The organism is Phaeodactylibacter sp. (genome assembly GCF_040219495.1).
Lineage (GTDB): Bacteria > Bacteroidota > Bacteroidia > Chitinophagales > Saprospiraceae > Phaeodactylibacter.
In genome coordinates this window covers 1-13,742 of the sequence record NZ_JAVJSK010000030.1, presented here as the reverse complement: position 1 = coordinate 13,742, position 13,742 = coordinate 1, and the positions used below count along the sequence as shown (strand labels likewise).

General features: G+C 53.3%; 12 protein-coding genes. 5 read left to right on the top strand and 7 right to left on the bottom strand.

The annotated features are described in order from the left end of the window. The first annotated feature begins 1,287 nt into the window (after positions 1-1,287). The 3 genes from RIC19_RS04650 to RIC19_RS04640 are packed head-to-tail and all read left to right on the top strand — an operon-like array spanning position 1,288 to position 3,721. A complete protein-coding gene (locus RIC19_RS04650) occupies positions 1,288-1,959 on the top strand; it encodes a nitroreductase family protein (RefSeq protein ID WP_350177127.1) in 672 nt (223 codons plus the stop codon). Positions 1,960-1,965: 6 nt separating this feature from the next. Beyond that, entirely contained in the window at positions 1,966-2,709 is a 744-nt protein-coding gene (locus tag RIC19_RS04645) for an NRDE family protein (RefSeq protein WP_350177126.1), read from the top strand. Beyond that, a complete protein-coding gene (locus RIC19_RS04640; protein ID WP_350177125.1) occupies positions 2,675-3,721 on the top strand; it encodes an ATP-grasp domain-containing protein in 1,047 nt (348 codons plus the stop codon). Before RIC19_RS04645 ends, RIC19_RS04640 begins: the two co-directional genes overlap by 35 nt. Before the next feature lie 55 nt (positions 3,722-3,776). Here RIC19_RS04640 and RIC19_RS04635 read toward each other — a convergent pair whose 3' ends face one another. The 6 genes from RIC19_RS04635 to RIC19_RS04610 form a co-directional block, all read right to left on the bottom strand. Next, positions 3,777-4,532, bottom strand: a complete 756-nt coding sequence (locus RIC19_RS04635) for a LytR/AlgR family response regulator transcription factor (protein ID WP_350177124.1) — start codon at positions 4,530-4,532, stop codon at positions 3,777-3,779. Then, a complete protein-coding gene (locus RIC19_RS04630) occupies positions 4,532-5,587 on the bottom strand; it encodes a sensor histidine kinase (protein ID WP_350177123.1) in 1,056 nt (351 codons plus the stop codon). Before RIC19_RS04630 ends, RIC19_RS04635 begins: the two co-directional genes overlap by 1 nt. Continuing rightward, positions 5,587-6,258, bottom strand: a complete 672-nt coding sequence (locus RIC19_RS04625; protein WP_350177122.1) for a tetratricopeptide repeat protein — start codon at positions 6,256-6,258, stop codon at positions 5,587-5,589. The genes RIC19_RS04630 and RIC19_RS04625 overlap by 1 nt, the downstream gene beginning before the upstream one ends. Positions 6,259-6,284: 26 nt before the next feature. Beyond that, positions 6,285-8,438 carry a TonB-dependent receptor gene (locus RIC19_RS04620; RefSeq protein ID WP_350177121.1) on the bottom strand — a complete coding sequence of 718 codons (2,154 nt, stop codon included), beginning with the start codon at positions 8,436-8,438 and terminating at the stop codon, positions 6,285-6,287. 91 nt (positions 8,439-8,529) lie between these two features. Beyond that, complete coding sequence (locus RIC19_RS04615; protein ID WP_350177120.1) at positions 8,530-9,918, bottom strand: glycoside hydrolase family 53 protein; 1,389 nt, start codon at positions 9,916-9,918, stop codon at positions 8,530-8,532. 4 nt (positions 9,919-9,922) lie between these two features. After that, positions 9,923-10,294, bottom strand: coding sequence for a VOC family protein (locus RIC19_RS04610; RefSeq protein WP_350177119.1), 372 nt, complete (start codon positions 10,292-10,294; stop codon positions 9,923-9,925). A gap of 191 nt (positions 10,295-10,485) precedes the next feature. On the opposite strand from RIC19_RS04610, the gene RIC19_RS04605 reads away from it, so the two are divergent. Both RIC19_RS04605 and RIC19_RS04600 read left to right on the top strand, forming a co-directional pair. Next, entirely contained in the window at positions 10,486-11,835 is a 1,350-nt protein-coding gene (locus RIC19_RS04605) for a methyltransferase RsmF C-terminal domain-like protein (RefSeq protein ID WP_350177118.1), read from the top strand. Between the two features lie 95 nt (positions 11,836-11,930). Then, positions 11,931-12,416: a thioredoxin family protein gene (locus RIC19_RS04600; protein WP_350177117.1), complete on the top strand. Its 486-nt coding sequence runs from the start codon at positions 11,931-11,933 to the stop codon at positions 12,414-12,416. 53 nt (positions 12,417-12,469) lie between these two features. Here the strand turns inward: RIC19_RS04600 and RIC19_RS04595 are convergent, their stop codons facing one another. Beyond that, complete coding sequence (locus tag RIC19_RS04595) at positions 12,470-13,321, bottom strand: hypothetical protein (protein WP_350177116.1); 852 nt, start codon at positions 13,319-13,321, stop codon at positions 12,470-12,472. Positions 13,322-13,742 lie beyond the last annotated feature (421 nt).

The window sequence follows — 13,742 nt, the reverse complement described above, 5'->3', positions numbered from 1 at the left end:
AGATCAAGACCTGTCCCGCCAAAATAGCGGGAGAACGCCCGGAACCTCGACTTCAGAAAGGGAGCCCTTTAATTCCCTTTCTTCGTGTAGCTACGAAGGTGAGGACGAGATGCAGAGCTGGTGAAAAAGACCATTCAGAGAAATACAAAATTTGCGTTAATAAACTCTATTAAGCAGCGCCATACAGGCCAGTTGCGGTTCGCTCGCGCTGCGTAACTCCTACTTGCCAGGGCTTCTTTCAGCCCTTCGGAATAGGTTTGCATGGCATGCAAACAAAAAGGTAGGCCCTGACGGGCCTACCAACGGAGGATTTACACGCTTGCTTGGGTTAATTAGGGCAAGGGACCGGTTCATACCTGAAGGTCACGCCTGAGGGGATAAAGGGTGTCCCCTCAGGCCAGGTACTTACCGAATAGACGGAGGAACGAACGCTCCTGAATGGCCGCCGGGTACATCAATACAATGCCTTGCGCCTCCTCCTCTTGAACGGGTGCTTCCAAATTTGAAGTTGGTTCCCCGGACAGCTATGATTAAAGTATTTTGGTACTATCAGCGAGGTAAAAAAGGAATGCTACCCAATAAATCATAAACGTAGTCGACTGTCCCTCCGCGCAGAAAACTGACCGCTTTGGGCAGTCGACTTACAATGAATGTTCATGGGCTGTATCTTAACACCTGCAAGTTGCATAACACGGTATAACAAGGGGGGGGACAGGATACCTTACACAGCCTGTAGATGGATATAGACAATACATTTTTAGCTCTGCCAAAAGGCAAAAGCAACAATAAATAGTGTTGAAAGGAATAGTGCTTGAAAGATCAATACTGCACCCTGAGGTATTCGAGAGTGGGGGGAACTCCTGAATAAACCTGTGCAATTTGACTGTTGAATGGGTCGAGATATACTCAAACCGGTATCAGGACGGAAGTGTGTTTTTGGGAAGGATTCTGTGGTCGTACATATTTGTTTAATCAAGTCAAATCGTAAATCATAAATCATTCATAACTGACTTGCCTCTGCAAAGTACTATAACTTGAATAAAAAGGATGTATAACAAAAATATTTCTGTGACAGGGCATTTTAAACAAAAAAGTCGATTTACTCCTTTTCTACAAGGTTCAAACCAGAAAACACCCGCTTAAAACGTGACTTTTTTACGCGGTAAATATTCAGGTGGGCTACAGTTGTGGCGGACCTTCACAAGTTCAGTTAGGTACGCTTCATTTAGGTAATAATATCTACTTTTGCAGCGATCTTTGCAACAGGCTACCACAAACTCAATCAGCATGTCAGCGACGGAGCAGAAGTTTATCAACTACAAATGTATCAGATACCCTAAGGCAGAAATGCTTAACCGCAGCCGGGAGTACTATCAGTTTATGGACCGGCGGCGGACTATCCGCGACTTTTCAGACAAGCCCGTCCCCTATGAAATCATTGAGAACATCGTCATGACCGCTTCCACGGCACCCTCGGGGGCGCACAAGCAGCCGTGGTCTTTTTGTGTGGTTTCAAACCCGGCTTTGAAGACCAAAATCCGGGAAGCTGCGGAAAAAGAGGAGTACGACAATTACAACGGGCGTATGTCGGAAGAGTGGCTGGAAGACCTGCAGCCCTTTGGGACCGACTGGCAAAAGCCTTTTTTGGAGACCGCTCCTTATCTGATTGTTATCTTTAAAAAGCCCTATGACCTGGTGGACGGGGAGAAGAAGAAAAACTACTACGTCAATGAGTCGGCGGGCCTGGCGGCGGGTTTCTTGCTTACAGCTATTCACAATGCTGGTTTGGTAGCAGTGACCCATACCCCCAGCCCTATGAACTTCCTGCATACGATCTTGAAGCGCCCGGAAAATGAGCGGGCTTTCCTGCTGCTTCCCATAGGCTACCCCGGGGAGGAAGTCAAAGTGCCGGATATTGACCGCAAGCCCAAAGATGACGTATTGATTTACTACCCCTAACGAGATATGTGTACTGTAACTTACCTTCCTAAATCCAACGGAGGCTTCCTACTGACTTCCAACCGGGATGAGGCGCCCCACCGTTCGCCTGAAAACCTGGATACCCTGCAGATGGGCAAGACCCGGCTGTTATTCCCGCGCGACACCACAGCGGGAGGCACCTGGATCGTTGCAGCTACCAATGGCACCGTCGTCTGCATCCTGAACGGGGCATACGTCAGGCACCGGCACGAACCACCCTACCGGCGCAGCCGGGGGCTGATGGCGCTGGACTACTTCAGTTTTGATGCACCGGAGACTTTTATAAAGCAATACACCTTTGAGGGCATGGAGCCCTTCACGATGCTCCTGCTGGAAAGAGGGCGGGTGACCGATCTGCGCTGGGACGGAGCAAAGCTGGGTGTCTATGCCAAAGATGCCGGGAAAGCGCACCTCTGGTCCTCCCCTACCCTGTATGATCCGGAGGCGCAGCAAAAACGGAAAAATTGGTTTGGTGAATGGCTGAGCCAACAGGATATTTATGAACGACAGGCTATCCTGTACTGGCACCGGACCGCCGGAGAAGGCGACCCGGAAAATGATGTGGTTATGAACCGGAACAATATCGTCCGCACCGTTAGTATTACCAGTATTGAAGCTACGAAGCAACGGCTGGACCTCGCCTACCACGACCTCCTTCGCCAACAAACGAAAACCGCACAATTGCCTATAGTCCATGAAGCTTTGGCCTTCGACTTCCACAAGGATTAAGCTGCGCAACTGGGAGTACTGGCCGTCGAAAGCCTTTTACTACCCCATTGCGCCCTATCTGATCTGGCTTATGATCAAGGCCCGCCACATGTGCTATTGGTCGGCGGTCAATCCGGGCATTTACACGGCCGGCATGGGCATGGAGTCTAAATTTGAAACCCTGCAGCTGCTGCCGGAGCCTTACCGCCCCAAGTCTGTTTTTTTGCCGGCAGGCATCTCCCGGCAGGAAGCCGAAGCGCAGTTGCAAGCCGGAGCGCTCACCTTCCCGCTGATTGTCAAGCCAGACCTGGGTTTTCGGGGGCTGCTCGTCAACAAGGTGGCTGATACGGCAGCGCTCATGCAATGCCTGCGGGCTTATGATATTCCTTTTATTGCTCAGGAATACATCGGCTTGCCCGAGGAAGTCGGTGTGCTGTACTACCGTATGCCTGGTGAAGACCATGGGCACATCACCTCCGTGACAACCAAGGAGTTCCTGCACGTCACCGGCGACGGTCAGGCTACCGTACTGGAGCTGGTCCTCCGCAGCCCGCGGGCGCTTCTGCAACTGGAGCGCATACGGGAACGCTACCCCCAGCACCTGCATCAAACACCCGCCACCGGAGAACGGGTGCGCCTGGGCATTGTAGGCAACCATGCCAAAGGCACCCGTTTCATCAACAGCAATGCGCTGGTGAACCCACAAATGGTGCAGGTCTTTGACCGGATCAGCGCACAAATCGAAGGTTTTTACTATGGCCGTTTTGACCTCAAGTGCCAAAGCCTGGATAGCCTCTACACGGGAGAGGGGTTGAAAATCCTGGAGGTCAACGGAGTCTGCTCTGAGCCAACCCATATCTATGACCCCCAACGTGGCACCTATTGGGCCGCCCTGCGCGACCTCGCAAAGCACTGGCGCATCATCTACCAAATTGCCAAACGCAACCGCCGCAACGGGGTCCCGGTTTTGTCGCATGCTAAAACTGCCCGCGCCTTTCTGGACTTGTTCGCGTATCAACGCCGGGTGAGGTAGGTAAAGGGGAAGTTACACAGATACATTTCCGGACCTCCCATTCCCCGTGTTCCCATCACGCGCCCAGCCAGGTCCTGAAGTCGCTGACGCGGTCACGGCTTACTGTTGTTTCCTCCCCATCCTTCAGCTGAAGTTTCAAGCGGGCATTAGAATAAATTGTCGTTTTTTCGATTGTATCGATGTGGACAATGTATTGCCGGCTGGTACGGAAGAAATAGTTGGGGTTCAGCAAAGCCTCAAGTTCTTCCAAGGTATAGTCCACCGCATGCTTTTTGCCGTCAGCCTGTCGGAGCCAGGTGGTTTTGTGAGCCGTGAAGAAATAATGCACCTGTTCCGCTTTGATGCTCAGGAATTGATGCCCGGCCCTGACTACAAACCGCTCTTTGTAGGTACGCTGCATGGATTCCAATAGCTGCTGAAATTGCTGCAGCTGCCCTCCTTCCTGAACGAAATTTGCTTTCAGGGTATCGTACTGCGCCAAAGCCTGTTGCAGGTCAGATTTGCCGATCGGCTTGAGCAGATAGTCAATACTGTTGACTTTAAAAGCCTTCAGGGTGTACTGATCATAGGCGGTGGTGAAGATGATGGGGCACCGTACTTCCACCTGATCAAAAACCTGAAAACTCGCCCCATCAGCCAACTGAATATCAAAAAAGGCGAGATCAGGCGCCGGGCTGTCTTTAAAGAAAACGACCGCATCCTTCACTGTATCCAGGACGGTCAGGACTTCAATGCCTGGTTGCAAGGTTTCCAGCAGTTGCTGCAGGCGCTCAGCAGCCAGCTCTTCGTCTTCGAGAATAAGTACGCGCATTACTGTGCTTTGAGTTGAAGAATAGGCACGCTGACCGAGAAGGTATCGGTAGTGGTTTCCACTTGCAGCTCCTGCCCGCAGAGGTAGCGGTAACGCTCCTGAATATTGGGCAACCCCACACCGAGGGAAGACTGGTTATTGCCTTTGAGCTGCAGGGAATTCTCTATGGTTAGGGTGCCGTTTTTTCGGGTAATGGACAGGTGCAGGGGCTGTTTTTTGGAAGCGATATTGTGCTTCACTGCATTCTCTGTCAGCATTTGGAGCGTCAGGGGGACTACGGCGTCGTCAGGGTCGACTTCGACGCGGGTTTCCACCTTCAGCCCTTTACCGAACCGGATTTCTAACAGGAAAAGATAGGCTTTCAGCATTTCCATCTCCTGCTCCAGAGAAATCAACTCCTGCTGTTGCGTTTCCAAAACATACCGGTAAACCTTAGACAACTGCTGAATGAACTCAGCGGCAAGGTCAGCATCTTTGTAAACCAAGTTAGAAAGAACATTGAAGCTATTGAACAGGAAATGTGGATTGACCTGATTTTTCAGGGCTTCGTACTTGGCAGCCAGTGCAGCCCGCTTGTGCTCTTCGGCTTCTTTAAATGCAGCTTTCCAGGCCAGGAAAAAGCCCCGGCCGTGGAGGAAGGTGCCTACAAATAAGGTAATGAGCACTACCGTAAGCGGAAAGGTGTAGCCTACATTTTTCAATGCCTGTAGCGGTGCAATTCCGTAAACCAGTCCGGCGTAGAGGAACAAGACCAGCATAGCCACCAATAACGAATACACCACCATCAGTACCAGACTGACGACTACTCTCTTTACAGGCGCTTCAAACCAGGGGATCTTTGTGTCCAGCCATTGTACCAGCATGCCACTCCCCACTCCGATGAGCACCCAGAGAGTACCGTTTACAGTCAGGTTCGAAAGAAAGTCCAGCCATTCCCCTTCGGCAAGGCTCTGCCAGCCAAAGGCAAGGGAGATGGTGCCCCCACCCAGCAGAAACTGCTTCAGGAGGCTTTTCCAACTCAAATCTCTGGTCCACGTTGCTTTTTGATTTGGCATTACTTTTCTTCTTTTGCGAGTTTAGCAGTAGCCTGCTCCAGCAGCTGCTTATTAAAGTAGCTCCCCCAGGTTGGGTGAAGCCCGGAAGCCGGTTCGTGGCTTTCGAAGCGCTCAGCAGCTTGCTCCAGGTATGGCAGGGCACGCGCTGCACCACCACCGTACATCGCGGGCATATAAAAGAGGTGCATCCCCATCAGGTGGTAGGCTCTTGGATGGTCCGGTCCAGCTTCCATAGCTGTTTTGTAAGCCACTGCACTCTGCGGGCTGTACATGGGCCCATTAGCCATAGGGTCCGCCCAAACATGACCTGTGTAAATATAACCCTGCAGGGCGAGAATTTCCGGGTTTTCCGGCGATATTCCCTTGGCTTTGTTCAACGCCGCCTGTGCTTTGTCCAAAAAAGCAGTGATTTGATCCGGCTTGCCCTCCTGCATAGCGCCTACGGCCTGCATGATGTGGCAGTAAGACTGATAGTAAGCGGGCAGCCATTCGCCTTCCGGAGCCGCAGCGGTGATGCGCTCGAAGGTATTGGCCGGGGTGGAAAAGTCCCGGGTCTGCTCAGCCGCCTGCAGCTCCCCCACTGCTTTTTCCATGGCGGCGTTGTATCGGTCGTTTTGTGCGAAGGTGGAAATAGAAAGTGCCAAACTGAAAAGAACCATTAAAGCTCTCATGATATTAGGTTTTATGTTGTGAAAAATTAATTACTAAAAGTGCTGCCTTCGCCAATAGAGACAAAGACGCCCACGAAAAAGAACCTTGGAGCTGGCGGGCGGATAGCCGTGGAAGTAAACCGCCCGTTGGGGTCCGGCTGATTGCTGAAACGCTCCCCGAAGGACTGCTCAAAGCCAAGCACATTACTCACTGAGGCGTGCACGATGGTAAAGTGCCCGAACAGCTCGGTCAGGTAGCTCAGGTTCAGGCTGAGGTCCTGGAAAGTTGGGGTACGCAGGTCATTAAACCGAAGGGTATTCGGATCATCATAGGGCCGGGGGCTGCCCAGGGTATAAGTAAGGCCTAAGTTGGTCTGCAACTCCTGAATCCAGTGCTTATACACTACAGACAGGTTGTGCTTTGCCGCAAAATCGGGGGTGGCAGCCACCGGGTAATCTTCATATCGGCGCTCCGTATCCAGGTAGGAATAGGACACCCAGAAGTCGCCATTGGGAATACTCACCCGGTCCCGGTAGAAGAGGTCCAGCCCGCGGGCGTAGCCCTCACCGGAGTTCTCTGCCAGCCAGGGGGTACCGGCGGGAAACTGCACCAGATTTTGATATGCTTTATGGTAAAGCTCAGCGCGGATAGTACGCCCCCCTTTACGGTACTGATAGTTGACCAGGTAATGGTCGGCCCGCTCAGGGCTCAGGTTTTGGGTAAACCGCAGCCAGTCTTGCTGTGGCGCCTGGTAAAAGTGGCCGTAAGCTAAAGCAAACTGCCCGCCCTGCCCGGCTTTGTAAGCCAGCGAAAGGCGCGGAGACAACCGGTTGGCGTCAAGCAGATTGTACCGTTCTGCCCGAAGGCCTGCCCGCAGTGCGACTTTTTCGCCCAGGTAGCCTTCCGTTTCTGCAAAAGCGGAGATATAATCCTCCTGAAATGCACTTTGTATATCTGTTTCGGCCTCCTGATAGTGCTCTTTGAAGTCACTATGTATCCACTCCGTTCCGAGCTTCAGGGCCCAGTCGTTTTCAAAGTAGCGGATGGCAACGGCGCGGCCCTGCATCATGGCGTTTGACCGGTCAACCGAAAAATGCTGATCAATGCGCTCACTATCATATCCGGCGGCAAGGCCGGCGTCCAGTTGCCATTCCTCATTAATCAGTTGATGGTAGGTAGCGCTGCCGTAGTAGTTGTCGTTTTGCAGGCTCAGCAGGGACTGCTCTGTGGGGTTCTCCGGCAGGGGGTACCGCATAGAGAAGCCCGACCACTGTGCATTGGCTTGTGCCTTTAGCAGAGCGCCATTGCCCATTTTTTGGCGGAAGCCCACCTGTGCACCCTGTGCCGTGACCGGGTCTTCCCAGTCGATATTCTGGGGGACGAGCCGGGTGTAAGGGCCCAGATTGGTGTAATCCACGCCGGCAGACAGTGCGCTGTTTTCCCATCGCTCGGTATGGCTAAGCCCTCCTCCAAGCGTCATCATTGACAAGCTGGTTACGGAAGCTTCCGGCAGGTCTTTAGTCTGCAAAACCAGGGCGGAGGAAAGGGCATCACCGTAAGCGGCAGAGTACCCGCCGGTGCTAAAGGAAGTCCCTTTGAACAGGAAGGGGGAAAAGCGCCCACGCACCGGCAGGTCAGGCACATTGCTCGTGTACGGATTAGGCACCCGCAGCCCGTCAATGAAGGTCTGTGTCTCGTGGGCATCGCCCCCACGCACGAAAATGCGGCCATCTTCAGCGTTGGACTGTGTGCCAGGCAGGGTATTCAGCGCCGCTACGATGTTGCCGTTGGAGCCTGCCGTAGTGACGATATCAATGGGCCTGAGCAACACTGCTTTCTTTTCGTCACTAGCTTCAAAGGCACCCGCTGAAATGACGACTTGCTGCAATTCGGTGGACTGTGGCTTCAGGCGGAACTCCAGCCAAAGGCTGTCCTGCCCCCCTGTGAAAGTATGCTCGACCGGCTCAAACCCGATATAGGACACCACGAGCACCAGGCTGTCGGCCGGTAGGTAAGGTAACCGGAACTGCCCATCCGCATCCGTGGAGGTGCCATCAAAGGAGCCTTTGATGTAAAGGTTGGCACCAACCGCAGGCTCAGCTTTACCCGCCATAACCCGGCCGGCCAGTATGGCTTCGGACTGCCCGTGCAGGGCATTGGCGACAATCAGCAGTAAAGCGAGAAAGAAGTTCGGTTTCATGTCAGTTACTTTTGATCCAAAACTGCTGGAAATACAGCGTTTTGGCAAAAACAACCGACTGAGTTGCACTCAGAGGTAACTGAAATGCAGATTAGGGCAACTGGATCAACCGCGTCAAACACACCGCCTGCCCCGACTGTACCAATGCCACGTACTGCCCGGCCGGCAGTGCTGCGAGCCGCAACTGATTTTCACCAGGCTGGAGCGCATGGCTCGCCACCCCTTTCCCATCGATGCTGAAAATCTGGCAGGTCAGGCTGTCGGAGATGCCCGGCGGTACCTCAACCGACAACGTACGGTTGCCGAGGTAGCGCATTTGGACGGATAGCCGCTCCCGGGGTGATGCCTCCTCAACGGATGTGGGCGCAGCACCCAACCAATCCATCCCTCCGTTGTCCAGCACTTCCCCATCAAAGTCGAAGAAAGTAGCATTTTCCTTATGCGAGCCCTGCCCCCAGGGCGTGTAACAATCCGTGCTCACCCAGGCCGGCTCCCAGTAGAACAGGCCGGAGCCGCCATTGGCCCGTACCGAGGCTTCAAGATCCAGCATCCACTGTTTTTGAGCTTGCGGGCTCAGAGGGGCGTAATCCGGATGAGCGGTAGTGAGGATATTGGAGGCAGCATCAGCGTAGTCCAATGTCCAGGGGTAGCCGGTTTCGAAGATCATGACTTCCTTATCGGGATAAGTCTCCCGCAGGCTACCGATAATACTACCGGTTTGGCCAATAGTGGCAGGCATATGCCACTGCCAGTAGTAGGACAGCCCGATAATATCAAAATCGGTTACGCCGTGATTGGCAAAGCCTTCCATGAGCCAGTGGGCATTGGTCGGGCCGGCGATATGTAGCGCAGTCCGGATATTTTGCCCTGTCGCGGCTTCCACATCTGTTACGGCCTGCAGCCCCGACTGAAAAAGTGGTCCGTTGCGGTCCCAGTCGAGCACCCAGCCAGCATCGTTGACCGCCTGGGGGAGCAGAATCCCCCGGTTGGTTTCGTTGCCTACTTGTACCATTTCCGGTAGGAGCCCCCGCTCGTGCATGGCGGTAAGGGTACTGTAGATGTAGTTGTACAAGGAGTCTTGCAACACAGGCAGGTCATCCGCTACCGGAGCCCAGGCAGCGGGAATCCACTGCCGGCCCGGGTCAGCCCAGAAGTCGGACAGGTGGAAGTCCAGCAAGATCTGCATACCCGCTTCCCGGGCCCGCTCCGCCGACCGGCAGACGTCTTCAAAGTCACTATAGCGCTGACCGGCGTTGAGGGTATCATACCAGCTTGGGGTGTGCCACAAACGCAGGCGGACGATAGCACAGCCGGCCTCAGCAAAGAGCAGGTAAGGGTCTTCCGGCTCCCCTCCTGAGCTAAACATGGCACCACAGTCCTCCATCTCATTGACGTAAGACAGGTCTGCACCCCGCAGGAAGCCGTCCTGGGCGATGGAAAAAACCGGCAATAACAGCAGCGCAAAACACAATCTTTGCATCAATTTATACATGTTGATCAATCAATATGGGATTCCCATCCGGATCCATTAATACAAGACTCGCCGGGCCTTCTGTGCTTTCATCCGCTTCGCTAACCAGCTCGAGCCCTTTGGTTTTCAGGGCTTTTTGAATGGCACGCACATCATCAAAATCCTTCAGGGTTTGGGCGTTGGCATCCCAACCGGGATTAAAGGTCAGGATATTTTGCTCAAACATGCCCTGAAAAAGGCCAATAAGCGTGTCCCCGTTTTTCATGATCAGGTAATGCTTTTCCTGGTCTCCGGCAAACACTTCAAAGCCGAGGTGCTCATAAAAGGTTTTGGAAGCTTCGAGGTCTTTGACGTTGAGGCTTACTGAAAAGGCTCCGAGTTGCATAGATTTCAGGTTTTAGTTAGGCTTTAAGGTAACTAATTCGGGCAAAAGGGGCAAATCAATTTCAGGGGTGGTGTATTTCACGTAAAGGAAACAAAGGGAAGGACGGCAATGGTGTTGGCAATCATCCTTAGTAAGGTCTGAGTAAGGTATAAAGAAAGTACTTTTATACCTTTGCCGCTCAATCTCAAACTATGCCGGCATTACCCGCTGCTTTTGCAGCACGCATGCAAGACCAACTAGGGCAGGACTGGCCCGCATTTACCCAATCGCTGAGCAGCCCGCCCCCGGTGAGCATCAACTACAACCGGGCCAAAGCAGCAGGGCCTCTTTACGAGGGTACGCCTGTGCCCTGGAATGACAGCGGACAGTACCTGCCCGAGCGCCCCTCCTTTACGCTTGACCCGCACTTCCACGCCGGCCGGTACTATGTGCAGGAAGCTGGCTCTATGTTCTTGGCCTACGTGCTCGAACAACTGCAGCGGGAGCAAACCTTTCGCACCGCGCTGGACCTCTGCGGTGCACCGGGGGGTAAAACCACGGTTCTGCTCAATGCGCTGCCCACCGATTGCACGGTCGTCGCAAATGAAATCATCAAGAGCCGCTACGCCATTCTTAAAGACAACCTCGCCAAGTGGGGCCGGGCGAATGTGATTGCCACCCATGCTGATGGCGAGCGGTTGGCGCCCCTGGCACGCCGTTTCGACCTGGTTGTAGCAGATGCGCCCTGCTCTGGGGAAGGCTTGTTCCGGAAAACGCCCGAAGCCACCCGGGAATGGAGCCCCGAAAATGTAGCGATTTGCGAAAACCGGCAGCGGGATATTGTGCGGCAAACGCTGCCGTTGGTAGCACCGGGAGGCGTGCTCATCTACAGCACCTGCACCTACAATGAAGGCGAGAACGATCAACAGGTGGCAGGGATTTTGGAAAAAGGCGATTTCGAAGCGCTGAATTTTGAGCTGCCGGCGGAATGGGGTATTACACCTACCCGGTTCGGGTATCAGTTTTATCCGCACCGTACCCGGAGCGAAGGGTTCTACCTGGCGGTTCTCCGCAAAAGTGGCACCCCCGCCGGGCGTGTCTCCAAAGCGCCCCTTCGGTACTTCAGCAAAGCGCCTGGCGCCACCGAACAGGCAGTAGCGCCCTGGCTTGACCCCAACAGTAGCCTGGCTCTACTGACCACTCCAAAAGGGCAATTGTATGCCGTCCCCAAAGAAGGGCTGCCACTGTTGGGGGCTTTGTCGCAGAGTCTTTCCAAAATTGACCCCGGCACGCCGGTGGGGGTGATGAAAGGCAAGCAGTTGGTCCCGGATCACGCCCTAAGCCTTTCCCTCCACCTGCACTCTGATTTACCTGTTGCCGCCCTCGACGAAGAGGAGGCACTCGCTTTTTTGCGTAAAGCGCCCCTCCCCCCAAGGGCCGGGCAAAAGGGCTGGCACCTGATGCAGTATCAGGGCTGGGGTATTGGCTGGGGCAAGCTGTTGCCCAACCGGATTAACAACTATTTCCCCAATTACCTTCGGGTGCGGATGTCTGCCCCTTAACAGAACGCTAACTACATGGAATGCATCTTTTCTTTTGTAATATTGTAATTTTGTAGATAAAGTAATCCAGAAAGTTCAAAACCAAGAATACATTTATGAGACAATTCAGCATTCTTTTTGCATTCCTGCTCATGGGTACTTACGCTTGCGCACAGGACGATTACAAAGCCACCAAGCCGGGCTGGCTGGTCAATATTGATGAGGCTTATGAGACCTCTCAGAAAACAGGTAAGCCCATTCTGGCCAATTTCACTGGCAGTGACTGGTGTGGCTGGTGCAAACGACTCGATGCGGCTGTATTCCAAAAGCCGGAATTCAAAAAGTGGGCCAATGAAAATGTCGTACTCCTGGAGCTGGACTTTCCACGCCGCAAGGAGATTCCGGAGGAGATCAAGCAGCAAAATTATTCCCTGCAGCAGAGTTTTGGTGTACGCGGCTACCCGACCATCTGGGTATTCAACCTGGACCGCAACAAAGACTCGGGGCAGTACGAAATTCAAGCCCTGGGCAAGACCGGCTATACGCCTACTGTGGAGCAATTCACGGGCGGCGTAGAGCAGATGATTGCTAAAGGCAAATAATAAGAGCGTGTTGGGGCTTTGTATTCTGATGCAAAGCCCCATTTTCGCCAGCTCTACTGTATCTTCTTGTATATTCCAAAGTCCGTTTTCAATGCCCGTACGCCATCCCCACCCTGAATGACGTAGTCCAGCTTCATGCGAAAGGCTTTAGGCTCGCCCGGGATCGACCAGCGGAACTTAAAGGTATCGGTGAGTTTCTCATCAGGCTGCAGCATCGTACCGCTCAGGTTGGTGCTCGTGGCGGTAGAGCGGTCGCCGGTATGCACCATTTGCATTTCGCCCAGCTTGACCGGCTTCCCGGTTCGGTTATGCAGGGTCATCTCCACTATCACTACCTCGCCGGTTTTGCTGAGGGTATGAATCTCAAAGGGGATATCCCGGTTACCAGAAATCTTACTGATATCGTATTGGGACATCAGTTGAGGGTTGGCACGCGTAATGTCGGTTTTCAAGTCCGCTTTTTGTGTCTCTGAAGGCACTTTGGGCACTACCCGTTCCTTAGTTTCCCGCACTTGCGGTGAGGGCTTGGCCGACCATTGGTACATCAGGGCCAGCACAATACCCGCTATAACAACCGCTGCAATCCCCCACCCCAGCCATTTTGGGCGAGCCTCTTTAGGAGGGGGCGGGACAGGCTCGGGCTGCCGTACCACCGGGATTTCATCTTTTTGCTCTGCTTTATCCAGCAGGCGCAGGACGGCATCGTTAATGCGATTGTGCTCCAGCTGGCTTTCCTGTGTAGACAACAATCCTTTCATTTCACGTTCCCGCAGGGTCTCGTAGCGGGCACGGACCATCATCCATTCATCATATAGCGGTGTGCCCTGCAGAGGCTCCCGGAGCTGATCGATCGCTTCCAGGGTTTTCCCGTTGATGAGGAGTTCTTTAGCTTGTTCGTAGTGCATGTGGTTTTCAGGCGGTTGGTTCGGAGTGAAAAATACGGAATTTTGAGGAGGTTTCATGAGGAGAGTGGTAGGTGTGTGTATAACAAATTGCACAAAACAGAGCGTGATACCGTAGATTATATACGCCATACGAAGTGACCACTAGCCATCAATACCGGGGGGCAACCCTCTGATTTAAGCGATATGGCTGCTGGGGTAGAGCTTCCCGCTCTGCTCCAGCTTATCCAAGATTTTTGGGCGATGTACCAAAATAGGCAAACCACAGATGCTGCCAGGCTATTTAGAGCTTGTTGGGGTTTTGCTTTTGGAGCGAACGCAGCCAAATTTTGTTCTGATCAAGGCGTGATGAGGGAACATAGCCTTAGCTAAGTGACCGAAGAACAACGAAGAGCAGGACAAAATTTGGCAAGAGCAGCCCGAA

Coding starts and splice junctions, on each gene's coding strand:
- RIC19_RS04650 (WP_350177127.1), top strand. CDS start 1,288: ATGTCAGCGACGGAGCAGAAGTTTATCAACTACAAATGTATCAGATAC.
- RIC19_RS04645 (WP_350177126.1), top strand. CDS start 1,966: ATGTGTACTGTAACTTACCTTCCTAAATCCAACGGAGGCTTCCTACTG.
- RIC19_RS04640 (WP_350177125.1), top strand. CDS start 2,675: ATGAAGCTTTGGCCTTCGACTTCCACAAGGATTAAGCTGCGCAACTGG.
- RIC19_RS04635 (WP_350177124.1), bottom strand. CDS start 4,532: ATGCGCGTACTTATTCTCGAAGACGAAGAGCTGGCTGCTGAGCGCCTG.
- RIC19_RS04630 (WP_350177123.1), bottom strand. CDS start 5,587: ATGCCAAATCAAAAAGCAACGTGGACCAGAGATTTGAGTTGGAAAAGC.
- RIC19_RS04625 (WP_350177122.1), bottom strand. CDS start 6,258: ATGAGAGCTTTAATGGTTCTTTTCAGTTTGGCACTTTCTATTTCCACC.
- RIC19_RS04620 (WP_350177121.1), bottom strand. CDS start 8,438: ATGAAACCGAACTTCTTTCTCGCTTTACTGCTGATTGTCGCCAATGCC.
- RIC19_RS04615 (WP_350177120.1), bottom strand. CDS start 9,918: ATGCAAAGATTGTGTTTTGCGCTGCTGTTATTGCCGGTTTTTTCCATC.
- RIC19_RS04610 (WP_350177119.1), bottom strand. CDS start 10,294: ATGCAACTCGGAGCCTTTTCAGTAAGCCTCAACGTCAAAGACCTCGAA.
- RIC19_RS04605 (WP_350177118.1), top strand. CDS start 10,486: ATGCCGGCATTACCCGCTGCTTTTGCAGCACGCATGCAAGACCAACTA.
- RIC19_RS04600 (WP_350177117.1), top strand. CDS start 11,931: ATGAGACAATTCAGCATTCTTTTTGCATTCCTGCTCATGGGTACTTAC.
- RIC19_RS04595 (WP_350177116.1), bottom strand. CDS start 13,321: ATGCACTACGAACAAGCTAAAGAACTCCTCATCAACGGGAAAACCCTG.